This window comes from Pseudomonas sp. IT-232MI5, from assembly GCF_949767845.1.
GTDB lineage: Bacteria > Pseudomonadota > Gammaproteobacteria > Pseudomonadales > Pseudomonadaceae > Aquipseudomonas.
Genome location: NZ_CATKQE010000033.1, coordinates 384331 through 407981, shown reverse-complemented (window position 1 = coordinate 407981; position 23651 = coordinate 384331). Strand labels below are relative to the sequence as shown.

The window sequence follows — 23651 nt, the reverse complement described above, 5'->3', positions numbered from 1 at the left end:
GATAGCGGTGGGTCAGGTTAGTCAATGTCAACTGACCGGACGCTATCGCGAGCAGGCTCACTCCTACAGGGAACTGCGTAAGACAAATACAAAGATCGACAGGGAGTCATCGATGTCATTCACCGAACCCGCAGGACGACAGGGCAACTCCGATTACCATTGGCCACACAACAAAAGCGAACCTTGGCTTTCGCACGCCGCGACGATTGACGCCGACGTCGCCCAATACTTCCTGGTCAGCGCCCGCTGCGGTTGCTTCATGCAAGCCGCGCGCAGCCTCAACGTGCGCTCGACCTTGCTGCGTAAACAACTGGCCCAGCTCGAACAAGAACTGCAACACACGCTGTTCAGCTTCCAGGGCAGCGCCCTGAGCCTCACCCGTGAAGGCCAGCAACTGCAGGCCAAACTGATAGCGCTGGCCAACGAACGCAAACTGCCGGTGATCGAACAGCCACTGATCCGCCTCGCCGTCGCCGAATCGATCCTCCACGACATCCTCGGCCGTGACCTCATCGCACTGCTGCGCCGCAATGCCAGCGTGCGTCTGGAAATCATCGCGCTGGACAGCGAATTGTCGCTGCGTGCCGTCAGCGCCGACGTCGTCCTCTGGCTCTCCCACAGCGAAACCCCACACCCGGGCCCGACCTTCGCCACCAGCGAACCGCAAGCGCTGGCACGTCTCGACTACCTGCCACACATCGCCAAACGCTACTCCCGCGTCACCGCGCGCCCGGACACCCCCGACGACCTGGCCGACTTCATGCTGGTGCAATGGCAACACGACCGGCAGATCGACAGTTTCCGGCCGTGGAATGACTTGGTCGAGCAGAGGTTGGCCGGGGTTGTGCAGATGCAGTCGTATGAATTGATGCTGGAGATGATTCGATGCAGCGCGTGCATCGGTTTATTGCCAGCGTACATGAGCCGCTTTGATCGGGGGCTGATCGCACTGCCGGGGTTGTTTGAAGAACCCATGCAATTGCAGGCGTGGCTGGCGGTCAACGCCGAGTCACAGAATGTGGCCGAAGTGCTGACCCTCACGGACCTCATTCACCACACCTTCAACGAACGCCGGGAATGGTTTCAGCCCTGACGCAATCCTCCTGTGCCCGCATTCCCCTGTAGGAGTGAGCCTGCTCGCGATAGCGGTGTGTCAGATTGATCAATATTGACTGACACACCGCTATCGCGAGCAGGCTCACTCCTACAAGTATTTACCTATGGCAGATGTCGTGTTTGGCGGTTTAGAGTGATCGGCCACACATCGATCCAGGAAGGATCCGCCATGCCCGATCACAACACCGCCATTCATATTGAACGCTTCAGCGAGTCACACATCGAGGCTGTCACGGCGCTTTACAACGAGCGGGCCGTCACCCGGCAGGTGTTGCAGATGCCGTTTCAGTCCGTCGACGTCTGGCGCCAAAGGCTGCTGGCGGAGAATGAGCGGGTGTTGAAGCTGGTCGCGCTGCATCAGGGTCAGGTCATCGGCCATCTGGGGCTGGAAAACTATTCGCGGATTCGTCGCAGTCATGCCGGCAGCGTCGGTATGGCAGTCGCTGTGGCGTGGCAGGGCAAAGGCGTGGGGTCGAAGCTGTTGGCGGCGGCGCTGGACGTCGCCGACAACTGGATGAATCTGCACCGCGTCGAACTCTCGGTTTACGCCGACAACGAGGCCGCCATCGCGCTCTATCGCAAATTCGGTTTCGAAACCGAAGGCCTGTTTCGCGATTACGCCGTGCGCGACGGGCAATGGGTCGACACCCTGAGCATGGCCCGCCTGCGCAATCGCCCGAAAACCTGACTCAGTCGCCCAGCGCAAACGCCACCGCCGACTGTGCATGCAGTTCGGTGGTGTCGAGCAGAGGCAGGGCGCTGTGTTCGGGTTTGATCAACATGCCGATTTCCGTGCAACCGAGAATGATCGCCTGCGCGCCACGAGCGGTGAGGGATTCGATGACCCGCTGGTAGATCTGCCGCGACTGATCGCTGATCACGCCGACGCAGAGTTCGTCGTAGATGATCCGGTGCACATCCTTGCGCTCTGTTTCGTCCGGCACCAACACGGTCAAACCCTGGGCAATCAGGCGTTGCTTGAGAAAGTCATGTTCCATCGTGAATGCGGTGCCGAGCAATCCCACCGTGCGTGCGTCGATTGACAGCGCAGCCTGCGCGGCCGGTTCGGCAATGTGCAAAAAAGGAATGCTGATCGCCGCCTGAATCTGTTCGGCAACCTTGTGCATGGTGTTGGTACACAGCACCACGCATTCCGCGCCTCCCGCTTCAAGCCTGCGCGCAGCATCCACCAGAATCGCCGCCGCATCGTCCCAGCGCCCGGCGTGCTGGGCCTGTTCGACAGGGCCGAAGTCGACGCTGTACATCAGCAATTGTGCCGAGCGCAAAGGACCGAGACGATCACGGACTTGCTGATTGATGAGTCGATAATATTCGGCGCTGGATTCCCAGCTCATGCCGCCGATCAGGCCGATGGTGCGCATTGAAGTTCCTCGGGCAATGGCCTGACGCGAGTGAAGACAGGCCTGCACCGAGTTTCCTTGGGTTAAAGGATGGATGCCAGCAGCAAAATAACTGTAACGATGAAGTTTTACGCAAGTGTCATGGTGCAGGCTCAGGTAACGGGATGACGTGATTGCAACCGGCGGCGAGTGTCTTGGCATATCCGACATCCGGACGCCAGGGCTCGAGATTCCATTCGGGTTTATCGCGCGCGATCGCCAAGTGGCAAATCAGTTGGTGGCGCATGCCGTGGGTATTTCGCCAATAGCGGCTGTTGGAATAATCGCGTGAGAGTTCATCCCAGATGAATGGAGTCGCTGATTCCAGTGTTCTTCTGGCACACGGCGTGGGAGTGATGGAGAGCGCCCATTGGTAGTCTCGATAAAACCAGTGCGCACGCTCTATGTACCTGTTGCAGCGTTCGACGATCACGATAATGCTCTCACCGGCAACGGCAGAAGGTGCACTGGCAGCCTGAAGGCTGGGAGTTGCCATTCCCAACCCGGTCAGCGCAAATGCCTGCAAGAATGAGACGGTCCGAAACAGTGTCATCGAGTAACCTCCTGGTCAGCGGCGATATAGGTGAAAGTCGCAGTTCCTGTCGCACTGTTGGCCGGCACCATACGAATGATCGGCACCACTCTTTTCGGGTTGGTCGAGTTGTAAAAGTCTCGCTGGTTGTACTTGGCGTCCGCGAGCGGCTTGGGGTCGGTTCCGCCAGAAACATAGAAGAACGCGAGAATCGGAAAAGTGTTGGCCCTGCCTGCCGGCCAGGTTTTGATGATGACTTCGTTGTGTTCGTTGAAACCTGTAGCTCCCAACATCGCTTTGGCGCGCAACGACTGATAGAACGCGGGTGCGGCCAGGGTATTGCGTTCGTCTCGTACGTCAAAGCCGCATTGCTGGAGGTTTCTGTTCACGGTTGCCCTGTCCCAGGCTGCTTTGAATTGCTCCGCAGTGATTACATTCGCGTTGTGGCAGTAGCCGCTTTCAGGGTGTGCAGGGGTCGGAATGCACACACCTTTTTTACCGCGATGCCAGCCCCATGAGTCCATTGGGTAAGAGCACAGCACTTGAAGTTGATCGGTATTGGCAGGTCGTTCCAGGACGGGATAAAGGATGTAGCCATTACCGTAACCCCAGGCCAATCGGCCGAAGTTGGTATCGGCCCGAAGATAGGAAAACGAAATGCCGCCACTGGTTACGGAGATAGGACTGGGTTCCCAGACTTTGTAGGTGTTATTCGGGTCTTTGACAGTGACTCGGATCATCACCCCCGAGCACAGGAATGAGGGCTGCGAATCAACTTTGTTGCAGTTGGGAAACTTGCGAGCGTAAAGCGTGGTGAGATAAGCCGCCGTGGCGGGCCCCTCCAGCGCCAGGGTGCCGTTGATGTTTATGACATCGGGCGGTGAAGATGAAGTCTGTGAGCAACCGATCAACAGTGCAATAAACAGTGAGCTGATTAGTCTAAGCATGACATGGTCCTTGTCTCTGTTCGGCACAGCGCTAGAGAGTGAGTTGTGCATTGAGGTTCGGGCTCGAGGACGCTTAGAGGGTCAACCTCAGGCACCAGGAAAAAATCAGCGGCTCATCTGTCCCGGTTCGCTTCAAGGTGTAATTGAACATCACGGCGTGCCCACGGTTTTCCGCGATCCAGGCAGATGGAATGGGGATGTCTGTATATGACGACGGTTGACTGATATTCACCTCGTCGCTATAGCGGGTGACGACGCCATGCAATGCCATACGTGCCGTGTAGGCAGCCTCAAGTATCGGGTAGTAAACCCTTAAATTGGTCCTGCCGGTATTGATAGTGGGCTCGCCTAGCAAGTGCTTCTGCCGGGTGACGGTCAGATCCAGGTCACGAGATGTTATGTCTTCGGTAGTGCCCGGCAATCTAACCGTATAAGTGATATCAGCATGGCTGCCGCCAATAATGTCGATGACCTCCAGACGCGGAATACGGAAGCGCAACGTTTGCCCGATTGCTGTAACAGTCTGAATGTCCGTGTGGTAGGTAAAGTTACGGCCCAGCCATTGAACTCTAACTGTCTGCTGCGGTGCCGAGCCGATGTAATTGACTTCAACCGTGGCAAACTCGGCGTTATAAAAATCCTTGATGAAGTTAAGCACCGTGCCGCCGGATTCCTTGGCCTCCAGTACCTTTGGTTTGAGCAGATCCAGCTCCGGTTCCGGTTCTTTGCGTATGTACACATTGATCAACGAGGAACTTGACCAGATGGCCTGCGGGCCTGATGTGTTACCGAGCTGGTCGGTGACCCTGAAGCGCAAGACAAATTTTTCGTTGTCTTGCCAGAAGTCATTGGTGAACAGCCTCACCACGACGGCGCCCGCCGCGGCTTGAGTGGCGGTCACCTTGTACGTTGTTTCCCGGCCATCACGATAGAGTGTAATTACGTCGTGTTGGCGCATGTAGACATAACTTAGCCTGAGGTCTACACCGTTCTTTGCACGTTCAGCGTTTACGCCGTCTCTGATGACTTCAGCGGGCAGCGTCATTGTCAGATTCGGGTTGTCCCCGCTTCCGGTGACTTGCCCGCCGGGACGCGGGGTGTAGTAAAGCGCTTTCAGCGGCTGCGAAGTTGCGGGCACGGGTTGATTGAGCCGGGTCACTCGCAGACGCAAAGAGTTGATGCCGTCCCTAAGAAGCGTGGCGGGCAAGTCCATCGTGAACTGTTTATCCTCTTCGCCGCTCTCAATGATCTTGTTAACCACTGAGTTGTCCGATTCGTTGAGCAATGCGTCTGCAGAGTCATTGACACTCATGTTTAACCAGGGATCCACGACTAACCGGATGTTCCCGCTGCTAGCCAGTGATAACGGAATCCCACCGTGATGTGCCTCTGGATGGTCCACCGGATTCACCATGCCCGGTATTTGTACCGGTTCAATTTGCAGCGGTTGAGTGTTCTCGGATGGGTTGTTCATGTCGTGCGTCCCTGAGTATTCGATAGACACCTTTATCTAAAACCTTTTGGCAAACATCGCCTACTGTCAGATCTGACAGGTAAAACGGGGTCAAAGCTACCGTTCATCAGATTTCTACCCGACGCAACGCATGGCGAACTCTGAAAGCCAGCGATCATTGCTTCGCGGCTGCAGACTGGGATTCAAGGCTTGACCAGTTGGTCGGACTCGACGTACTGGAACGTGGCCTCGCTGGTGGGGGTCGAGGGAGGAAACAAACGGATGACCGGCACCCATATTCTTCGGGTGGTGGAATTGTAGAAATCCTGCTGGTTGCCTTGGGCTTCCGGCAGGCCGGCATTGCCGCCACCGGCGATAAAGAAGAACGCCATGAGCGGCAGGGTGTCTTGCAGATTTTGTGGCCATGTCTTGACCACGACTTCATTCTGTTCAGTGAAGTGCGTGGGGTTCTGACTCAACATTCCACGCGCTCTTACCGACTGGTAGAACGGCACCGCAGCCGGCTTGCCGGTAGCCTCTGAAACATCGAAGCCGCATTGGCGAATGTGGTGGCTATTGGGGGAGTTGTCCCAGACGTTTTTCCACTGTTCGGCGGTGGACACTCCTGAACTCTGGCAACGCTGGCTGGTGGTAGGGTACGAGGCGTGATGACCGCAAGGTGTGGTGCGGTTCCAGGTCCAGCCATCGATTGGAAACGAACACAACACATCGAGATCGACCTTGTCTTGCGGGGCGCCGAAAATCGGGTACAGCATGAATCCGTTGCCATGGCCCCAGGCCAGTCGCCCGTATTTGGAGTCTGCTCTCAGGTAAGAGAAGGAGACTCCACCATTCTTGACGGACGTCGGGCTGGGGTTCCAGACGTGATGAGTCTCGCCTGGCTTTTTATCAGTGACTCGAAAAATTATCCCCGAACACAGGAAGGCGGGCTGGTTGGCTGACTCATGGCAGTTCTGAAATTTCGAGTTATAAAGTGTATTCAACCACTCGACGACTTGCGGTCCGGTCAGGGCACTATTTGCATTACTGCTGCTAACTGGCTGGTTCAGTTGCGGTGTAGTCGTGTGAGCACAGCCAAGTAGCGTTGCGATTGAAACTGAAAAAAATAAAATTTTCATTTTGCTGCTCCCTGCGTTCTGGCCGTTTGTCGTCTCTGCTGAATTCACCTCGCTGATGAATGAAACACTAATTTTGCAGGCTGAGCACTGTCAGAACTGACAGGTATTTTGCCTTATTTTAACCGTCTGTCGGTTAAAGGGCTCGATAAAGGAGTATGGGGTGATTACTTAAACGTACGTAGGCCGGTCGATCTGCCACTATCCGTACTCATAGGCCAATTGAGGAGCTTGCTCATGAACGACGTACAACAACTGGGCGAGATGCTTCGTCATTACGCCGAGAGCGAAGCGCACAAGAAGCAACTGTTCGAGACGCAATCAGCCGCTTGGGCCACGCGGATTACTGCGCTGTTCGGTGATATTCAGCAATGGCTGGAGCCGGTGCAGGCGCCGAATCTACTGGAGGTTAGCCGCGAGGCCTATGTCGCGTTCGGGCCGAGTAACCCGGTAGAGACGTCAACTTTCAAGACGGAGAAGCTGAGCATTGTGATTGCCGGCAAACCGGTGGAGTTCGTGCCGGATGTAATGGGCAGCGCGGGTCAGATCTCGCTCGCGGTGATGGGGCTGACGGCGGCGCGGTATGGCAGCATTTCGCTGGTCGGATTGCCGGACGGCACGTGGCAATGGCGCAAGACCAATGGCTTGAAGGATCCGGATACGTTTGCCTTCGACGCCAATTTCCTTGCCCAGCAGTTGCAGAGTCTGATTCCTCGCGATCGCGTTTAAGATCAAGAGCTTACCCCCTCACCCCAGCCCTCTCCCCCAAGGGGGCGAGGGGGAAAGGGAGCCGATCTTCATTGTTTTTGAGATTGCATTCACCCGAGATATTTCAGGTCGACGTAACCCGAACAAACAACTCGGTCAGTTCCCTCTCCCCCAGGGGGGCGAGGGGGAAAGGGAGCCGATCTTCATTGTTTTTGAGATTGCATTCACCCGAGATATTTCAGGTCGGCGTAACCCGAACAAACAGCTCGGTCAGTTCCCTCTCCCTCTGGGAGAGGGCTAGGGTGAGGGCAGCCCACCTGACACCCCTCACATATCAAGATTCACCCACCCCGGCTTCGCCACCTCCGGCGCCACCGCTTTCACGGTTTTTCCGGTAGCCAGCTCAACCCGCCGAGCCACCTCCGGATCATCGGCAAACGGCACCATGCTCGCCTCATCCAGACTGTCCGCTGTCTCCCGCCGCAAGCAGTACTCCACCGCCAGCCACAGAAACACCACGCCCAACACATCAAAGAAAATCTCCATCACGAGCGGCTCCCTGCCTCAGGCGATCTGCGCTTCACTGCGCGCCAGTGCAACGTCGGCAACCCGCACCGTGCGCCACACGTTGTAAGCCATCAGCAACATCCCGGTGAGGAAGAACACCCCACCGGCGAAACGCACGATGAACCCCGGATGACTGGCCTGCAGCGCCTCGACGAACGAATAGGTCAGCGTGCCGTCCTCGTTGATCGCCCGCCACATCAGGCCCTGGGTGATACCGTTGACCCACATCGAAGCGATGTACAACACCGTGCCAATCGTCGCCAGCCAAAAGTGCAGGTTGATCAGCGGCGTGCTGTACATCTGCTCGCGACCGAAGACTTTCGGCACCATGTGATAGGTCGCGCCGAAGGTGATCATCGCCACCCAGCCCAAGGCGCCGGCGTGCACATGGCCGATGGTCCAGTCGGTGTAGTGGGAGAGGGCGTTGACGGTTTTGATCGCCATCATTGGCCCCTCGAACGTCGACATGCCGTAGAACGCCAGCGACAACACCAGGAAGCGCAGAATCGGGTCGGTGCGCAACTTATGCCAGGCGCCGGACAAGGTCATCATGCCGTTGATCATCCCGCCCCAGCTCGGCGCGAGCAGGATCAGTGACATGGCCATGCCCAGCGACTGCGCCCAGTCCGGCAGTGCGGTGTAATGCAAATGGTGCGGGCCGGCCCAGATGTACAGGGTGATCAGCGCCCAGAAATGCACGATCGACAAGCGATACGAATACACCGGGCGATTGACCTGTTTCGGCACGAAGTAATACATCATCCCGAGGAACCCGGTGGTCAGGAAGAAACCCACCGCGTTGTGCCCGTACCACCACTGCACCATGGCGTCGGTAGCACCGGAATACACCGGATAGGACTTGAACCAGTCCACCGGAATCGACAGGTGATTGACCACATGGAGCATGGCGATCACCAGGATGAACGCGCCGAAAAACCAGTTACCGACGTAGATGTGTTTGGTCTTGCGCTGTACCACGGTGGTGAAGAAAACGATGGCGTAGGCGACCCAGACCACGGCCATCCACACCGCGCCGGAGAATTCGATCTCGGCGTATTCCTTGGTGGTGGTGTAGCCCATTGGCAGGGTGATCAGCATGATCACAATCACCGATTGCCAGCCCCAGAACGTGAACGCCGCGAGTTTGTCCGAATACAGCCGCACCTGGCAGGTCCGCTGCACCGCGTAATAACTGGCGGCAAATTGCGCGCTGCCGGCGAAACCGAAAATCACCAGGCTGGTATGCAGCGGTCTTAGACGGCCGAAGGTGGTCCACGGCAGATCCAAATTCATCTCTGGCCACACCAGTTGCGAGGCGATCAAAACCCCCATCGCCATGCCCACCACGCCCCAGAAAATTGTGGCAATGACGAATTGGCGGACGACCTTGTAGTTATAAGCCTGTCCGATTGTTGCTGTGCTCATGGTCAGTTCATCCACGGTTGCAAAGTCTTGCCAGGCCACCCGGTCTGGCATGAGCTGCACTGTAGAAACCCCGCCAGAAACAAAACAGGCTCAGGAATCTTTGATTTGTGCGGATCAGATTGAAGGGCTGGCTGCGGCGTTCTGCCGCGCCCTGATATGGTTTTTATGACTTCAGGTGAATCTGTAACGTGCTGCGCTGTTCGGCCATAGTCTGGGAAAATCTGTAGGAGTGAGCCTGCTCGCGATAGCGCTATGTCAGTCAACATCTCAGTTGCCTGACACAGCGCTATCGCGAGCAGGCTCACTCCTACAGGAATTGTGTGCGTCCTGATGAGGTGGCAGTTGCATGTATCAATACGATGATTACGACCGGGCGCTGGTGTTCGAGCGCGTTGCGCAGTTTCGCGATCAGGTCGAGCGCTTCATGGCCGGGGAATTGAGTGAAGAGGAGTTCCTGCCGCTGCGCCTGCAAAACGGCCTGTACCTGCAGAAGCACGCCTACATGCTGCGCGTGGCGATTCCCTACGGCACGTTGAGCGCCGAACAGATGCGCACGCTGGCCAGCATCGCCAGCGATTACGATCGCGGTTACGGCCACTTCACCACGCGGCAGAACATGCAGTTCAACTGGATCGAACTGAGCGACGTGCCGGATATTCTCGAACGTCTGGCGCAGGTCAACATGCATGCGATCCAGACGTCCGGCAACTGCGTGCGCAACATCACCACCGAGGCCTTCGCCGGGGTCGCGGCTGACGAACTGATCGACCCGCGCCCGTTGGCCGAGATCCTGCGGCAGTGGTCGACGATCAACCCGGAATTCCTGTTTCTGCCGCGCAAATTCAAGATCGCCATCTGCTCGGCCAAACAGGATCGCGCCGCAATCATGATGCACGACATCGGTCTGTACCTTTACCCCGGTCGCGACGGGCAGATGCTCCTGCGAGTGATCGTCGGCGGTGGCCTGGGCCGCACGCCGATTCTCGGTTTGCAGATCCGCGAAGGCTTGCCGTGGCAGCATTTGCTGTCCTACGTCGAAGCGGTTCTGCGGGTGTACAACCGCCACGGCCGGCGCGACAACAAGTACAAGGCGCGGATCAAGATTCTGGTCAAGGCGCTGGGCATCGAGGCGTTCGCCAAGGAAGTCGAAGAGGAATGGCAACACCTCAAGGACGGCCCGGCGCAACTGACCGAGGCCGAATACCAACGGGTCGCCAGCGCCTTCGTGCCGCCGGTTTATCACAGCCTGGCCGACACCGATCTGGACTTCGGCACGCGCCTGGCCGAAAGCCCGGCGTTCGCTCGTTGGGTCGCGCGCAATGTGCAGCCGCACAAAGTGCCGGGTTACACCAGCGTCGTGCTGTCGACCAAACCGGGCATGGCCTCGCCGCCGGGGGATGTCACCGGCGTGCAGATGCTCGCAGTCGCTGACTGGTCGCAGCGTTTCGGTTTCGGCGAGATTCGTATTGCCCACGAGCAGAACATCGTCCTGCCCGATGTACCGAAAACCGATCTCTATGCGCTTTGGCAACTGGCGTGCAAACACGATCTGGGCAGCGCCAACGTCGGCCTGCTGACCGACATTATTGCCTGCCCCGGCGGCGATTTCTGTGCCTTGGCCAACGCCAAATCGATCCCGATTGCCCAGGCGATTCAGGCACGCTTCGACAACCTCGATTACCTGCATGATCTGGGCGATATCAGCCTGAACATCTCCGGCTGCATGAACGCCTGCGGCCATCACCACATCGGCAATATCGGCATCCTCGGCGTCGATAAGAACGGCAGCGAGTGGTATCAGATCACCCTCGGCGGCGCGCAAGGCAAAAACAGCGCATTGGGCAAAGTCATCGGCCCGTCGTTCAGCGCCGCTGAAGTGCCGCAGGTGATCGAGCGGATCATTGGCACCTTTGTGCGCTATCGCGAGCACGAGGAATTGTTTGTCGACACCGTGGCAAGGATTGGCCTGGAGCCGTTCAAGGAGCGGGTCTATCCGAAAACGCTGGAGGCCGCGGTATGAACAATCTGTTGCGACTGGAGCAGGGCGTGGCGCGAATAGTCACGGATGACCCATGGACGCTGGTGCGTGAGCCATCGACGCCAAGGCCGGCAGGTTTGCTGATGTTGCCACTGGCGCACTGGCTGGAGTCGCCGTCGACCCACGCGGTGTGGCTGGGCCCGGACGATGAGGTTGAAAGCCTGGTGCCGTGGTTGCGATCGTTGCCGCTGATCGCGCTGGACTTCCCGAGTTTTCGCGACGGCCGCGCTTACAGCCAGGCGTATCTGCTGCGCAGTCGTTTCGGCTGGGCAGGGGAGTTGCGCGCGATCGGCGATGTGTTGCGTGATCAACTGAGCCATATGCGCCAGTGCGGGTTCGACAGTTTTGCGGTGCGTGAGGACAAATCTGCCGAGGATGCACTGAAGGGGTTGGCCGGGATGAGCGTGTTGTATGGGCGTTCGGTGATCGAACCACGTCCGTTGTTCCGTCGGCGTTGACGGTTAAAAAAGATCGCAGCCTGCGGCAGCTCCTACAGTGGATCGCGTGTAGGAGCTGCCGCAGGTTCGGGCCGCGTTCGGACGATCTTTTGATCTGGCTTTTACCACCGGGGAAACCCTTACAACCTTGGCCAATCGGGGATTTTTCCTTGGGTCAGTGGTGGCCTTTTGGTAGAGTCGCCGTCGCCAGCGGGTTTTCGGCTGGACGATGGAACCGAAGAAGGGAGTCTGATCAGTGAGTCCGGGCAAAAAAATCCTCGGCCTCACAGCGTTGCTTTTGATGGTGACGCTGTGGGCCAGTTACTTTTACGTATTCAAGGAAAACCGCAGCGGCCAGCTCGGCGGCGTCGGCGAAAGCACCGCGTGGTGCGGCACGCCACCGTCCACCGAAGCGGCGTTGCTGGGCAAGGACCAACTGACCTTGCGCGTCACCAACAACCTGCGCGGCGAGTTCATGCTCAGTGGCTCCCTTGTGGTTTCGGAACGCACCTTCAACCGTTACGACCTCAGCCGCAACGAACTGCGTTTGCGTCTGGAACCGTTGCAGTGGTCCTATGGCGTCACGCCGATCTTCCTTGAACAGGTCAAGGTGCAGCCGCTGAGCCGCAACCTGTCGGCCACCAACAAAAGCGCCTATGCCGAACTCGAACCACGGCCGATCGGTGTGCAGGGTCAGGTCACCGAATTCCCTTTCGACACTTATCGCTACGGCTATAAACCGGTGCTTTATTACCTCAAGGGCAGCGAGCGCATCGACCTGCGCTTCAAGAACATCACCACGCTGATGGAGATGTCCAATACCTTCACACCGATCCAGAAGTACAACCGCGTCGACTATATCAACGAGAACAACTCGATGATCCGCGATGACGATTACAAGGCTTACGGCCCGCACGAGTGTGCGTTCAGCGTCGAGCGCAAAGGTTCGTTCAAGGTTGTCGTGTTGTTGCTGCTGTTGGTGTTGTGCCTGCCGTTGCTGCTGGTGTTCTACCGTAACGAGCCGGGGATCGACTTCCTCGCCACGCTGTTGGGCGCTGCGATCGTGCGGGTGCTGCTGATCGGGCCGGTGCAGGACTTCCAGCTCTACAACATCGACTTCCTGTTGGGCGCGGCGATTTTGCTGGTGGGCACGGTGTCGTTGATCAAGGCGATGCACATCAACAGCCGGCGCGAGATGGCATTGCGCAGTGGTGAGACGTCGTCCTGGTAATGGCGTGAACCCTGAAAAGCCCCTCACCCTAACCCTCTCCCAGAGGGAGAGGGGACTGACCGAGTTGTCTGGCGAGCGACACCGACGTGACAGACCGAGTCGATTATGGATTCAAAGCGAATCGGTCACGTCGGTGCATCTCTTGAATCTCCCCCAATCGGTCCCCTCCATCTACCTCTGGGAGAGGGGACTGACCGGGGTGTCTGTCGTCCTCCACCGACGTGAAAGACCGAGTCGATTATGGATTCAAAGCCAATCGCTCAAGTCGGCGGAATTCTTGAATCTCCCCCGGTCGGTCCCCTCTCCCTCTGGGAGAGGGCTAGGGTGAGGGAAGCCAATCTCCAGCCAATCACTTAAGCGCCGGATCCCCCATATTCATCTTCTTCCACCCCTGCAACAGCACCTGCGCCTTCGGCTCCTGCCCGCTGTCGAGATACCATTGAATCAGCGACAACCGCGCATTGCGGTTCGCCGGTTGTACCTTGAGCAAACCTTCCAGCACCGCGCACGCCTCATCGACCTTGCCGCTTTCATGCAGCGCCACCGCCAGCACATAACCGTACTGTGCGTTCTGCGGCTCCAGTTGCGCAGCTTTTTTCAGCGGTGACATGGCTTCGGTGGTCTTGCCGGCGCGGATCAGCGACAAGCCACGGGTGTGCTGCAACAGTGCGGCGTCCGGATGCTGCTTGAGGCTGTCATCCAACAGCGTCTGCGCCTCCTGGCCACGGCCATTGGCCTCCAGCCATTGCACCAGCGTCACCAACGCTGGATAGAAATCCGGGTCGCGCTTAAGCGCCGAGCGCAACAGACCTTCGACTTCCGAACCACGGCCACTGGCCTGATACAACATCGCCAGGTTCAGATTGGCCTCGGCACGTTCCAGCAGGCTTTTCTGCACCGCTTCGTACTCGGCAATCGCAGCCTCCCAATTGGCTTGCGCAGCGCCAAGACCATTGTTGCGCGCAACACTCAACAGATCCCGCGCAGCCACAATGCGCACCGCTTTCACTGGATCACCCAGAAGCGGCGACAACAATGGCGCACGCTCCGCTGGCGGCAGGAATGCACTGATCGCTCGCACCGCACTTTCACGCACTTGCGGCGCCGGATTCTTCAGGTCCTGCGTAGCCAATTTCAACGCCTGTTCGCTCGGGTACAGCGGCAATTCAGCGAGCAACGTCGCCCGTTGAATCGCTGGCAAATTGCTGCGCTGCAACTGCTCATACAGCGCATCCGCGGCGCCCGGCTGGCCGTTGCGGATCAACCACAGGCTTTCGTCATAACGCGGTGCCAGCGGCGCGGTAGAGGCGCTCCACAACTTGAACTGCGCGGTGACCTTGTCGCCAGCCTTACCTTGATGGCAGGACAGGCAGGCGTCCGGGGTGCCGAGCTTCTGCGCCCGTTCCGGGTTGGGAATGCTGAAGCTGTGGTCATGCCTGAAGTCATTGCCCATGTAGAACTTGCCGGGCATGTGACAATCGACGCACTGCGAACCGGGCTGGCCCATGGTGTGGCGCGTATGCTCGATGGAATCGTAGTTCTTCGCTTGCAGGCCTTTGCCGTCGACACCTTCGATTGAAGTCTTGCCAGCGGTGTTATGGCACTGCAGGCACACCGCGTTGCCCGGGGCTTTCAGTTCGTTGCTGTGCGGGTTGTGGCAGTTGCTGCAACGCACACCCTTGTCGAACATTTTGCTTTGCAGGAACGAGCCGTGTTCGAACACCTCATCCTTGATCTTGCCGTCCAGCGCATACAGTTCGCGGGTGAGGGTGCTCGGCAGGTAGTCGTCCATCAGCCGCTTGCCGACGGTGTAGCCATCGCCCAACGGCGCTCGACGTGCATGGCAGCGGGCGCAGGTTTCGATCTCGACGGTGGCGTTCTTGTCCTTGAGGTCGACGTCAAACCCCTGATGAATCAGGTCGGTTTTTTTCTGCGTCCACTCCAGGTGATTCGAGGCCGGGCCGTGGCAAGCCTGGCAACCGACACCGAGGCTGTTCCACTGACTGTTGAAGGTGTTGCTGGCCGCATCAAAATTGCGCTTGAAGCCGGTGGTGTGGCACTCGACGCACATGAAGTTGGCATTCTGGCTCGGCTTGCTCCAGTGCAGCGGATTCTTGAAGTTGACGCCTTGGCCGGGATAGAGATGAAACCAGCGATGTTTCTCGGTATCCCAGGCCACGCCGAGCGCCTGCAAACGACCTTCGCCGACTTCGATCAGGTATTGCTGCAGCGGCGCGATGCCGAAGGTGTAGGCGACTTTGAAGTCGGCGTTCTTGCCGTCGATGCCGGGCGTATTGACCCAGAATTCATCGCCCTTGCGCGAGAAACGCGTGGTCTCGTTTTCGCCTTTGAAGGTGACGTTGTTGAAGTCGCCGAGCAGGGTTTCGGCGTTCGCCGGCTGCATCGCCAATTGGTGATGCGAACCTTGCCAGTCCTTGACCTGTTCGCTGTGGCAGCCCTGGCATTGTTGTTCATCGACCATGGTTGCCGGTTTGCTCGCCACAACTGGTTGTGGCTTGGCAGCCGGGGCGACGGGGGCGCTGATCGGCGCGGGTTTCAACGGCGCCGGAGCAGGGCTGAACAGAAACCAGCCGATGCCCGCGACGGCGGCGAGCAGTACAGCGATGGTGATCGGGAACAGGTATTTTGAAATGGAAGGTTGCGTCGAATCAGGGTCAGGTTGTGCGGTTTTATTTTTATGCTTGGGCATTGCGACTTCCGTAGTCCAGGTGCATTTGCCGTCTGGCGTGCGTTCAAGCTCGATGCAGCTTTGCCGGATCATCGGCGTCTGTCAAATGACCCTTGTGATCCGTCGCGCAGGTTTGTGTGAATTTTGTGCTTTGCAATCGCAATTACTGAGGTTTTAGCTATACCTGTAACTCCCCCAGGCAAAGTTTTCGGCCTTCTGACAGGAGTTACAGCATGAAGCTAGCAGTGATGATGGGCACTCTGTGTTTTGCCACTCTCGCAGTGGTGGGTTGTTCCAGCAAAACCGTCGACCCGAAAGAGTACTCCGGCTTCCTCAAAGACTACAGCCAGCTCAAGGAGGCCAAATCGCCGTCCGGTGCCGAGGTCATGCGCTGGATCGATCCGAAGGTCGACATCAAGAAATTCACCAGTGTGTATATCGAGCCGACCCAGCTGTACCCGAAACCGCAACCGACCGCGAAGATCTCCCAGCAAACCCTCAATGGCATCACTTCCTACTACGATCAGGCACTCAAGCGTGAAATCGGCAAAGACCTGCCGTTGGCCACCGGCCCAGGCCCGGGCGTGATTGTGGTGCGTGCGGCGATCACCGCCGTGAGCAGCAAGACTGAAGGTCTGCACGCCTATGAGGTGATTCCGATTGCTCTGGTCGCCGCTGCGGTCAGCACCGCCAGCGGTATTCGCGATCAGGAAACTACCCTGGCCACCGAAGCGGTGTTCCTCGATGGCGCGAATAACAAGGTCGTCGCGCAAGTGGTGCGCAAAGGCACCGGCAAGCCGTTGGAAAATGACTCGCAGGCGATGACGGCGAATGACGTCAAACCGGTGATCGATGGCTGGGCCTCGGACATGCGTCAGTCGTATCTGAAGCTCAAGGCTGTCAAATAAGTGCGCCCGGCCGGATTGTCCACGAGGACGGTCCGGCCGGTGCAACTCCTCAGAAGTTGGCGCGTGCCCGGCGGTTGTAGTGGCTGAGCAAGGCGTCGTAACCACGGGTGACGGCGTAGTAGTCGTCGCTCAAACGTTGCGGTTCGGCGTGTTCCTGCCAGTCCTTGTGCAGGGTGTTCAGCGCGTCGAGGTAATGCTGCGCGGGCTCGCTGATGTATTCCCACAGTTCCTTTGCGTCATCATCCTTGGTGCGGAATCCGCGCTCGCCGGTGCGCATGGAAGGCTCGCGGCGAGACCATGCCTGTTGCAGGCTGGCGGTGGTGTCCGCCACGGTTTGCGGTGTCAGCGTTTGGTGCTTCATCCCGTCTTCCAACTGCTCCAGCGTATTTCGGGCCTGAATCATGTAGGCCAGCAGCGACCAGTGGATCTCCTTGCCCATGCGCGCATCCAGCCGTTTCAGTTGTTCGCTGCGCTGGGCCATATCCAGCGCAAGAAGGTCTTTTCTCAAGGCCGCCGACGTTTGGAGGTAGTCAGCGATGGCGCTCAGGTACCGCTCCCGGTAGCCCCCTGACGGATTCGGGAACACGGAAACGAAGCTGGCACTTCTATCGAATCGTGAGGGCATCGATACTGTTGCCACGCCCTGCAGCGCTTTCGCATAGTCACGGGCGCGTTGCGAGAGTCCCGGCTGATAGCCCAGAAGATCGAGCTTCAGGTTCATGTTGGAAAGACAGACATCCTTCTGGATGTCCTGCACGATGCGCGCATCGCTGTCTTCGAAGTCCCGTGGCTCGGGGACCCAATTGGCGGCGGAATAATCCTTTGGCGGTTTCGGGTGTTTGTATTGCTCGTAGGCGACCTGCCAATGCACGTCGACTCGGTTGATGCAGGTGATGATCGGGCTTAGCGCGTTGGCCTGAGCAGTGACGGGCGCGTCGCGATTGTCCAGCCACAGGTCGAGTTGCAGGAACGGCGTGGTTGCCCCCGACAACCCCATCACCAGCAGTGCGATCAGTAGACCACTGACAAACATCATTCTTGAACTCATGGTTTTGCCTCCGCGCCATACCATTGCTCACGGGTAGCGGGTGCACCGCAGCCAGTCGCCGTGGCGGGCAGACGACTGCACAAACGCTCGGCCCAGGGTTGCAGTCCCTGATTGCGGGTCACCGTGTCTTTGCTGGCGATCACATTGAGCACGCCGAGTAAGATCACCAGGGCGACAACGCCGAGTACCGCCAGGCAAATCTTCAGCAGTGGATTGCGTTGTTCCCAGGACACGTGCGGTTCGATCTGACGCCGCCGGACCAGGCCGACCACCGCCAACGTCGTTGCATAGACCACCCCGCCGACAGGACCGAATAGCCAAGTGAGTCCGGCGACCATCAGCGCACAGGGAATCAGGTCGCGAAGTACCCCGAATGGCGCCACGATCCCCGGACACAGCCGCGCGCTGAGCCAGTCATCCAGCAGCCAATAACGGTGCGCCAGATCGTGGGCCAGCCAATTGAGGCCGGCGGCAATTACGCCAAACACCACGATCGACACCATGAAAATATTGAACAGGCCGGTGACGCGCAGCCCCAGCGGGATAAAATGAGTAAACGCACCGATCAGACAAGCCAGCACCACGCCAACGTAGGTCGGCCATTCACCGCGTTTCAGTTCCCAATCACGCCAGAAAAACGCGGTGCCACCGGGCAACTCTGCGCAGACCTTCGGATGATTGGCGTACAGCGCCGAACTTAAGTGTCGGCAATGCTCCCAATCTTTCTCACGCAGGCGCCGGGCCAGTGCGCGCCGCTGGCTGAACGGGCCGCTGCCGAGCAACAGGCGGGCGGCGCGGTGTTCGGCGGTGGCGGGCGGCTCTTCGGCGAGTTGACGTTGCTGCGCGATAAACCGCGGTGCCTCGTAGCGAGCGGTCAGCCGCTTCCATTCATCTTTCGGGCAAAGGTTGGCCGGGCCGGAGTGCCAGCCTTGGCCAACGCACACCTGTTCGAAAATAGCGGAGGACCAGTATTCGCTGTCCAGCAGCAATCGACTCAGGTACAGGTTGAACCACTGCCGGTGCACTTCAGCGTCGAGCCAAAGGTATTGCGCGGACTGTGCGTAGGCCCGCAAAAAGGCTTCGCCGTCTTCGCGTTCGAGGGCATCACGCAATGGTCGAGTCATGCGATCACGCTGCTGATCGAGCAACAGTTCGATCGACTCTTCATCCAGCTCAAGCCGCTGCCAGGCACTGAACCAGTGATAGGTCTGCACCGCCCAATCGACCATCGGCGCCGACGTGTCAGGGTGCTCGATGCAATGCTGCAGCAGGGTTTCTTCGAGAATATGCGCACAACCCTGCTCAACGGCGAGGGCATGGCGCTGTTGCAACTGCGCAAGGCTGGTGCCGTGCAGCGAGCGCGTCGCCTGTTGCAAGGCATCGACTTCGACCACGGTCAGGCCGGTCAAATCCCAGCTGTCGTCCGGCGCTTCGTTGTCTTCGTGGACCTGCGCCCATTCCTTGTAATTCAGGGCTTGCTCATAGGCGTCACGCAGGCGCTGAAAGCCCTCGGCGTCTTCGTCCGGGCGGGTCTGTTTGAGCAGGGCGGCGTATTGGCGTTTGATACTGCGCGTATCGGCGTCGGCGGTAAGGCCAAGGACGGTCCAGCAACTCATTGCGTGTACAACTCCATGAAAACCTTCGACGCGGTCCAGTGGTGGCACTTTGATTGCGCGCACCCTACCTGTTTCGCGTCGAAAAGTCCTCAGCCACCATTCATTTGCCGACGAACCAGCGGAAATACGGGTTGCCGCCATCGCCGCGCATCACCTCGCCGATATCCCGTGCCCAGGCATCGCGGTCGCCGTCATAGGCATGCAGGCTGGCGCGATAGAACTGCATCAGGCGCTGACGATGGCTTTCCATACGTTCATTGAAACCGGCATCGGCATTCACCAGTGACGGCGCCTGATACAGGTCCAACAGTGCCGGCAACACGCGCGTGATCTCCTTGCTGCGCACCCATGGCGCATATTCGATCCTCGGCTGATCGTCGGTCACCGCAGGCGCATCGGCAGCAAAGCGTTCAAGCCCGGCGCGATCGGTGACCCAGGTCGCGAGCAGGGCAGCGGCCGAGCCGATACCGACATCCTGCAAGGTGCTACGCACGCTGTCCTGCTGGAAACGCGCGGTGATTTTTGCGGCGTCCAGTTCCATCGGCTGCAGCGAACCGACCAGCAGCATCTCGTGGAATTCGCTGGTCCACAGCGAGGCATACGGGAACACATCAAGGAAGCTGCGCACCAGCGAACGCGAGTCGTCGATGTTCTGCGTCGGCAACGGCAGCCACTGCGCGACGATGCCTTTGTCCTCCAGGCGACTCGCCGCCAACTGATAGAAATCCCGCGAATACAGATTGACCACACCGGCCGCAGAGGGCGGTGGCGGTTCGAGGGTGATCAGGTCGTAGGTTTGTGCGCTGCGTAGCAGTTCCTGGCGCCCGTCGCGCAGACGCACATCGACGCCGGGATCGCTGGCGGCGTTGAAGTTGCCCTTGAACAACGGCGCGGCTTTGACCACTGACGGCAGCAACTCGGCGACCACCCGATGTTCCAGCCCCGGGTAGCGCAGCAGGGCGCCAGCAGTGATGCCGGTGCCGAAACCGATCACCAGTGTCGAGCGTGGCTCACCGTTGTGAATCAACAGCGGCAGCAAGGCTTGCACGCGCATGTAGCGCAGTGAAGGCATGGCGTCACCAGTGTTCGACACGCCTTGGATATACAAACGATGAAAGGTGTTATCGCCGCGACCTTGAGCAACCACGGCGACGGTGCCGCCCCGTCCTTCTTCATAGAACGACAGGCTGCCGTTGCGCGCACCGGGCAGCAGGCTGGCGAGTTTGTCGACCGGGGTAAACACGGCAAATGCAACCGAGACCAGACCGAGGGCAACCACGGCCTGACGCCGGCCTTTCTTCACGTGATGACCTCTGCGTACGGCAAAATAGCCGATGCCGGCGGCGATAATCGCCAGCAGGCCCAAGGTCCGCACCAGCCCCAGCAGCGGGATCAACAGGAAGCCGCAGAGCATCACCCCGACGATCCCGCCGAGGGTATTGAAAGCGACCACGGCACCCACATCCCGGCCGACGCGTTCATGGCCGACACTCAAACGCAGTGCCAGCGGAAACGCCGCGCCAAGCAGCAGCGTCGGTACAAAGACAATGCTCAACGCTGCCACCGCGAAGCGTGCACTCATGCCGGCGAGTTCACTGGTGCCCAGACTCAACAGCCACATTTCCGCCTGACTTTGCGCGATCACCAGCCAGCGCCCGAGCACGGCGATTTCCAGCAACGCGATCAGGCCGGCGCCGGCAATCAGCAAGCCGAACACGCCCCACGGATCACGAATTCGCTCGACCCGCCGGGCGAGCAGGGCGCTGCCGATAAACAACCCGGTCAAATAGGTCGCCAGCACCACGGCAAACGCGTAGGTGCGAGTGCTCATGAACTGCACGATCGATTGCGACCAGACCACTTCATAACCGAGCGCCACGCCACCGGCGATGGAGTACAGCCACAGCGCGGTTCGATCCGGGGCTTTTTCCGCGTGGTGTTTGACGGTGGTGGTCAGGGGCGCCGGATGCTGCCGGGCCAGCCATAACGCACCGATGGCTGCCAGCAGATTGAGCATCGCCGCGAACAAGGCACTGCCACGCACACCAAGGCTGGCGATCAACACGAACGCGGCGAGGAGGGTGCCGACAATCGCCCCCAAGGTGTTGGCCGCATATAACTGACCGCCAGCCTTGCCCGGATCGGCGGCGAGCGAACGCACCAGCACCGGCAGGGTGCCGCCCATCAACACCGCCGGCAAGCCGACCAATGCGAACGGCAATATCCACGCGATCAGGCCGACATGCTCTTGCAGCCAGGCAAACGGACTGGCCGCCAGGCTCATGGCCACGGTCGCGCCGACGCCGAGAATCGCCACCAGCACTTCCAGCCCGGCATACAGCAACACCGGCTGCTGCAAGCGATCGGCCCAGCGCCCGAACAGCCAGCCACCGATAGCCAAGCCTGCAAAAAACGCACTGATACCGGTGGTGATCGCATACACCTCGACGCCGACCACCAGCGACAGTTGCTTGATCCACAGCACCTGATAGACCAGCGCCGCTGCGCCGGAGATGCACAGCAGCAGGGCGGGGAACACCAGCGCGGGAGCGGCGGTATGCGAGGCGGGTATGGCCGACGGCTTGCTGGCGATACGTGAGGACATGCGGAGGCCTTAATTCAAAAGTGATGGTGACTGGCTGATCGTTCCCACGCTCTGCGTGGGAATGCCTCATTGGACGCTCTGCGTCCATTTCGGCAAGGGACGCGGAGCGTCCCGGGCTGCGTTCCCACGCAGAGCGTGGGAACGATCAAAAAAGGGCCGCCCGCCGGTGACGGCGAGCGGCAGTCGAGCGGTGTTACTGGGCTTTCTTCATTTTCTCTTCGATGCGGCGATCCACGTCCTCACGAATCTGGTCGATGCTGAAGCTCGCCGGACGCTGACTCGGTGGATAGTCGACGAATGTCTGCAGGAACTTCGCAGCCCTGCGGGTGCCGTCGAAAATCAGATAGTCGTTTTTCGTCAGCCAGTCATAGTATTGGTCAGACACGATGTCAGCCCGTTCGTACGGGTCCATGCGCAGGTTGAACATTTTCGGCACACGCAGGCACACGAACGGTTCGCTCCACACTTCCAGACCACCGGGAGCGCGCTGCTCACAGAAGACCAGTTTCCAATCGTTGAAACGCATGCTGACCAGCACACCGTCATCGTTGAAGTAGTAGAACTCCTCGCGCGCGCTCTTGTCGGTTTTGCCCGTCAGGTAATCCAACTGGTTGTAACCGTCCAGATGCACCTTGAAGTTCTTGCCGCCGACGTCGGCGCCTTTGAGCAGGCGATCCTTGATATCGGTGTCGCCGACCGCCGCCAACAGCGTCGGGAACCAGTCCAGACCCGAGAACAGCTGCGTCGAAACTTCCCCCGCCTTGACTTTACCCGGCCAGCGAATCATTGCAGGCACTCGATACGCACCCTCCCAGTTGGAGTTTTTCTCGTTGCGGAACGGTGTGGTTGCCGCATCCGGCCACGACCATTGGTTAGGGCCGTTGTCGGTGGTGTAGACCACGATGGTGTTGTCGGTCAGCTTCAGGTCATCGAGCGTTTTGAGCAGTTTGCCGACGTCGCCGTCGTGCTCGATCATGCCATCGGCATATTCGTTGCCGACCATGCCGCTTTGACCCTGCATCGATTCGCGCACGTGAGTGAACGCGTGCATGCGGGTGGTGTTCATCCAGACGAAGAACGGTTTGTTCGCCTTCGATTGCTTCTCGATGAACGCCTGAGCGGCGGCAGTGGTTTCGTCGTCGATGGTCTCCATGCGTTTTTTGGTCAACGCGCCGGTGTCCTCGATCTTGCCATCGGCAAAACTGTGGATCACGCCACGCGGAGAGGCTGCCTTGACAAACTCGGCATCATTCTTGGGCCAGTACGGACGCTCCGGTTCTTCTTCGGCATTGAGGTGATAGAGGTTGCCGAAGAACTCGTCGAAACCATGGTTAGTCGGCAGATATTCGTCTTTATCACCGAGGTGGTTTTTACCGAACTGGCCCGTTGCGTAACCTTGTGCTTTCAATGCCTGGGCGATGGTTATATCGCGGGGCTGCAAGCCGACTGGCACGCCAGGCATGCCCACTTTCGACAGGCCAGTACGCAATGGAGTCTGCCCGGTGATGAACGACGATCGTCCAGCCGTACAGCTGTTCTCCGCATAGTAGTCGGTGAACATCATGCCTTCTTTGGCGATGCGGTCGATGTTCGGGGTCTTGTAGCCCACCACCCCCATCGAATAGGCGCTGATATTGGTCTGGCCGATGTCATCGCCGAAGATTACGAGAATGTTGGGTTTCTCAGCCGCTGTGGCAGTTGCCGACAGCGCCATGACCGAAGTCGCCACCAGGGCGAGTTTCGGTAGCCACTTGCGTATGCGAGTCATATGACTAGCTCCTTTTCGCGGGGGTCG

At 58.9% G+C, this 23651-nt stretch carries 19 protein-coding genes; 7 read left to right on the top strand and 12 right to left on the bottom strand.

All coding sequences use genetic code 11. From position 1 onward, the window contains the following. Window positions 1-112: 112 nt before the first annotated feature. Both ACM6JQ_RS17715 and ACM6JQ_RS17710 read left to right on the top strand, forming a co-directional pair. On the top strand, window positions 113-1093 hold the full coding sequence (locus ACM6JQ_RS17715; RefSeq protein ID WP_414894346.1) for a LysR family transcriptional regulator: 981 nt from the start codon (window positions 113-115) through the stop codon (window positions 1091-1093). 192 nt (window positions 1094-1285) lie between these two features. Continuing rightward, the gene (locus tag ACM6JQ_RS17710; protein ID WP_095112042.1) at window positions 1286-1804 is read left to right on the top strand and encodes a GNAT family N-acetyltransferase; all 519 of its coding nucleotides are present in this window, start codon (window positions 1286-1288) and stop codon (window positions 1802-1804) included. 1 nt (window position 1805) lies between these two features. On the opposite strand, the gene ACM6JQ_RS17705 is transcribed toward ACM6JQ_RS17710, so the two are convergent. The 5 genes from ACM6JQ_RS17705 to ACM6JQ_RS17685 all read right to left on the bottom strand — a co-directional run bounded on the left by ACM6JQ_RS17705 (window position 1806) and on the right by ACM6JQ_RS17685 (window position 6587). Beyond that, window positions 1806-2498: an aspartate/glutamate racemase family protein gene (locus ACM6JQ_RS17705; RefSeq protein ID WP_414894345.1), complete on the bottom strand. Its 693-nt coding sequence runs from the start codon at window positions 2496-2498 to the stop codon at window positions 1806-1808. Between the two features lie 118 nt (window positions 2499-2616). Next, the gene (locus ACM6JQ_RS17700; RefSeq protein WP_414894344.1) at window positions 2617-3069 is read right to left on the bottom strand and encodes a DUF2599 domain-containing protein; all 453 of its coding nucleotides are present in this window, start codon (window positions 3067-3069) and stop codon (window positions 2617-2619) included. Continuing rightward, complete coding sequence (locus ACM6JQ_RS17695; RefSeq protein ID WP_414894343.1) at window positions 3066-3995, bottom strand: halovibrin HvnC; 930 nt, start codon at window positions 3993-3995, stop codon at window positions 3066-3068. The genes ACM6JQ_RS17700 and ACM6JQ_RS17695 overlap by 4 nt, the downstream gene beginning before the upstream one ends. 73 nt (window positions 3996-4068) lie before the next feature. Further along, window positions 4069-5469 (bottom strand): hypothetical protein, encoded by a 1401-nt coding sequence (locus ACM6JQ_RS17690; protein ID WP_414894342.1) that lies wholly within the window; start codon window positions 5467-5469, stop codon window positions 4069-4071. Window positions 5470-5651: 182 nt separating this feature from the next. Continuing rightward, window positions 5652-6587 (bottom strand): halovibrin HvnC, encoded by a 936-nt coding sequence (locus tag ACM6JQ_RS17685; RefSeq protein WP_414894340.1) that lies wholly within the window; start codon window positions 6585-6587, stop codon window positions 5652-5654. 234 nt (window positions 6588-6821) lie between these two features. Here ACM6JQ_RS17685 and ACM6JQ_RS17680 point away from each other — a divergent pair, with 234 nt between their 5' ends. Then, window positions 6822-7313: a hypothetical protein gene (locus ACM6JQ_RS17680; protein WP_414894338.1), complete on the top strand. Its 492-nt coding sequence runs from the start codon at window positions 6822-6824 to the stop codon at window positions 7311-7313. A 306-nt stretch (window positions 7314-7619) separates the two neighbouring features. On the opposite strand, the gene ACM6JQ_RS17675 is transcribed toward ACM6JQ_RS17680, so the two are convergent. Continuing rightward, on the bottom strand, window positions 7620-7838 hold the full coding sequence (locus ACM6JQ_RS17675) for a hypothetical protein (RefSeq protein ID WP_016983187.1): 219 nt from the start codon (window positions 7836-7838) through the stop codon (window positions 7620-7622). Between the two features lie 18 nt (window positions 7839-7856). Next, a complete protein-coding gene (gene ccoN / locus ACM6JQ_RS17670) occupies window positions 7857-9284 on the bottom strand; it encodes a cytochrome-c oxidase, cbb3-type subunit I (RefSeq protein ID WP_414894337.1) in 1428 nt (475 codons plus the stop codon). 346 nt (window positions 9285-9630) lie between these two features. Here ccoN and ACM6JQ_RS17665 point away from each other — a divergent pair, with 346 nt between their 5' ends. The 3 genes from ACM6JQ_RS17665 to ACM6JQ_RS17655 all read left to right on the top strand — a co-directional run bounded on the left by ACM6JQ_RS17665 (window position 9631) and on the right by ACM6JQ_RS17655 (window position 12990). Beyond that, window positions 9631-11304, top strand: coding sequence for a nitrite/sulfite reductase (locus ACM6JQ_RS17665; RefSeq protein ID WP_414894336.1), 1674 nt, complete (start codon window positions 9631-9633; stop codon window positions 11302-11304). After that, a complete protein-coding gene (locus ACM6JQ_RS17660; protein ID WP_007919006.1) occupies window positions 11301-11780 on the top strand; it encodes a DUF934 domain-containing protein in 480 nt (159 codons plus the stop codon). The genes ACM6JQ_RS17665 and ACM6JQ_RS17660 overlap by 4 nt, the downstream gene beginning before the upstream one ends. A 235-nt stretch (window positions 11781-12015) precedes the next feature. Beyond that, window positions 12016-12990 carry a hypothetical protein gene (locus ACM6JQ_RS17655; RefSeq protein ID WP_123375399.1) on the top strand — a complete coding sequence of 325 codons (975 nt, stop codon included), beginning with the start codon at window positions 12016-12018 and terminating at the stop codon, window positions 12988-12990. Window positions 12991-13339: 349 nt separating this feature from the next. Here the strand turns inward: ACM6JQ_RS17655 and ACM6JQ_RS17650 are convergent, their stop codons facing one another. Then, window positions 13340-15700 carry a tetratricopeptide repeat protein gene (locus ACM6JQ_RS17650; RefSeq protein WP_414894335.1) on the bottom strand — a complete coding sequence of 787 codons (2361 nt, stop codon included), beginning with the start codon at window positions 15698-15700 and terminating at the stop codon, window positions 13340-13342. A gap of 212 nt (window positions 15701-15912) precedes the next feature. Between ACM6JQ_RS17650 and ACM6JQ_RS17645 the strand changes: the two genes are divergently transcribed. Beyond that, complete coding sequence (locus ACM6JQ_RS17645; protein WP_414894334.1) at window positions 15913-16587, top strand: DUF3313 domain-containing protein; 675 nt, start codon at window positions 15913-15915, stop codon at window positions 16585-16587. 49 nt (window positions 16588-16636) lie between these two features. Here the strand turns inward: ACM6JQ_RS17645 and ACM6JQ_RS17640 are convergent, their stop codons facing one another. The 4 genes from ACM6JQ_RS17640 to ACM6JQ_RS17625 all read right to left on the bottom strand — a co-directional run bounded on the left by ACM6JQ_RS17640 (window position 16637) and on the right by ACM6JQ_RS17625 (window position 23624). Beyond that, window positions 16637-17635, bottom strand: coding sequence for a DUF3829 domain-containing protein (locus ACM6JQ_RS17640; RefSeq protein WP_414894333.1), 999 nt, complete (start codon window positions 17633-17635; stop codon window positions 16637-16639). After that, complete coding sequence (locus tag ACM6JQ_RS17635) at window positions 17632-19251, bottom strand: J domain-containing protein (protein WP_414894332.1); 1620 nt, start codon at window positions 19249-19251, stop codon at window positions 17632-17634. Before ACM6JQ_RS17635 ends, ACM6JQ_RS17640 begins: the two co-directional genes overlap by 4 nt. Before the next feature lie 100 nt (window positions 19252-19351). Further along, window positions 19352-21856, bottom strand: coding sequence for a fused MFS/spermidine synthase (locus tag ACM6JQ_RS17630; RefSeq protein WP_414894331.1), 2505 nt, complete (start codon window positions 21854-21856; stop codon window positions 19352-19354). Window positions 21857-22049: 193 nt separating this feature from the next. Further along, window positions 22050-23624, bottom strand: a complete 1575-nt coding sequence (locus ACM6JQ_RS17625; RefSeq protein ID WP_095112052.1) for an arylsulfatase — start codon at window positions 23622-23624, stop codon at window positions 22050-22052. Between the last annotated feature and the right edge of the window lie 27 nt (window positions 23625-23651).

Excerpts from the sequence above, each read along its gene's own strand:
- ACM6JQ_RS17715 (WP_414894346.1), top strand. The coding sequence starts at position 113 with ATGTCATTCACCGAACCCGCAGGACGACAGGGCAACTCCGATTACCAT.
- ACM6JQ_RS17710 (WP_095112042.1), top strand. The coding sequence starts at position 1,286 with ATGCCCGATCACAACACCGCCATTCATATTGAACGCTTCAGCGAGTCA.
- ACM6JQ_RS17705 (WP_414894345.1), bottom strand. The coding sequence starts at position 2,498 with ATGCGCACCATCGGCCTGATCGGCGGCATGAGCTGGGAATCCAGCGCC.
- ACM6JQ_RS17700 (WP_414894344.1), bottom strand. The coding sequence starts at position 3,069 with ATGACACTGTTTCGGACCGTCTCATTCTTGCAGGCATTTGCGCTGACC.
- ACM6JQ_RS17695 (WP_414894343.1), bottom strand. The coding sequence starts at position 3,995 with ATGCTTAGACTAATCAGCTCACTGTTTATTGCACTGTTGATCGGTTGC.
- ACM6JQ_RS17690 (WP_414894342.1), bottom strand. The coding sequence starts at position 5,469 with ATGAACAACCCATCCGAGAACACTCAACCGCTGCAAATTGAACCGGTA.
- ACM6JQ_RS17685 (WP_414894340.1), bottom strand. The coding sequence starts at position 6,587 with ATGAAAATTTTATTTTTTTCAGTTTCAATCGCAACGCTACTTGGCTGT.
- ACM6JQ_RS17680 (WP_414894338.1), top strand. The coding sequence starts at position 6,822 with ATGAACGACGTACAACAACTGGGCGAGATGCTTCGTCATTACGCCGAG.
- ACM6JQ_RS17675 (WP_016983187.1), bottom strand. The coding sequence starts at position 7,838 with ATGGAGATTTTCTTTGATGTGTTGGGCGTGGTGTTTCTGTGGCTGGCG.
- ccoN (WP_414894337.1), bottom strand. The coding sequence starts at position 9,284 with ATGAGCACAGCAACAATCGGACAGGCTTATAACTACAAGGTCGTCCGC.
- ACM6JQ_RS17665 (WP_414894336.1), top strand. The coding sequence starts at position 9,631 with ATGTATCAATACGATGATTACGACCGGGCGCTGGTGTTCGAGCGCGTT.
- ACM6JQ_RS17660 (WP_007919006.1), top strand. The coding sequence starts at position 11,301 with ATGAACAATCTGTTGCGACTGGAGCAGGGCGTGGCGCGAATAGTCACG.
- ACM6JQ_RS17650 (WP_414894335.1), bottom strand. The coding sequence starts at position 15,700 with ATGCCCAAGCATAAAAATAAAACCGCACAACCTGACCCTGATTCGACG.
- ACM6JQ_RS17645 (WP_414894334.1), top strand. The coding sequence starts at position 15,913 with ATGAAGCTAGCAGTGATGATGGGCACTCTGTGTTTTGCCACTCTCGCA.
- ACM6JQ_RS17640 (WP_414894333.1), bottom strand. The coding sequence starts at position 17,635 with ATGAGTTCAAGAATGATGTTTGTCAGTGGTCTACTGATCGCACTGCTG.
- ACM6JQ_RS17635 (WP_414894332.1), bottom strand. The coding sequence starts at position 19,251 with ATGAGTTGCTGGACCGTCCTTGGCCTTACCGCCGACGCCGATACGCGC.
- ACM6JQ_RS17630 (WP_414894331.1), bottom strand. The coding sequence starts at position 21,856 with ATGTCCTCACGTATCGCCAGCAAGCCGTCGGCCATACCCGCCTCGCAT.
- ACM6JQ_RS17625 (WP_095112052.1), bottom strand. The coding sequence starts at position 23,624 with ATGACTCGCATACGCAAGTGGCTACCGAAACTCGCCCTGGTGGCGACT.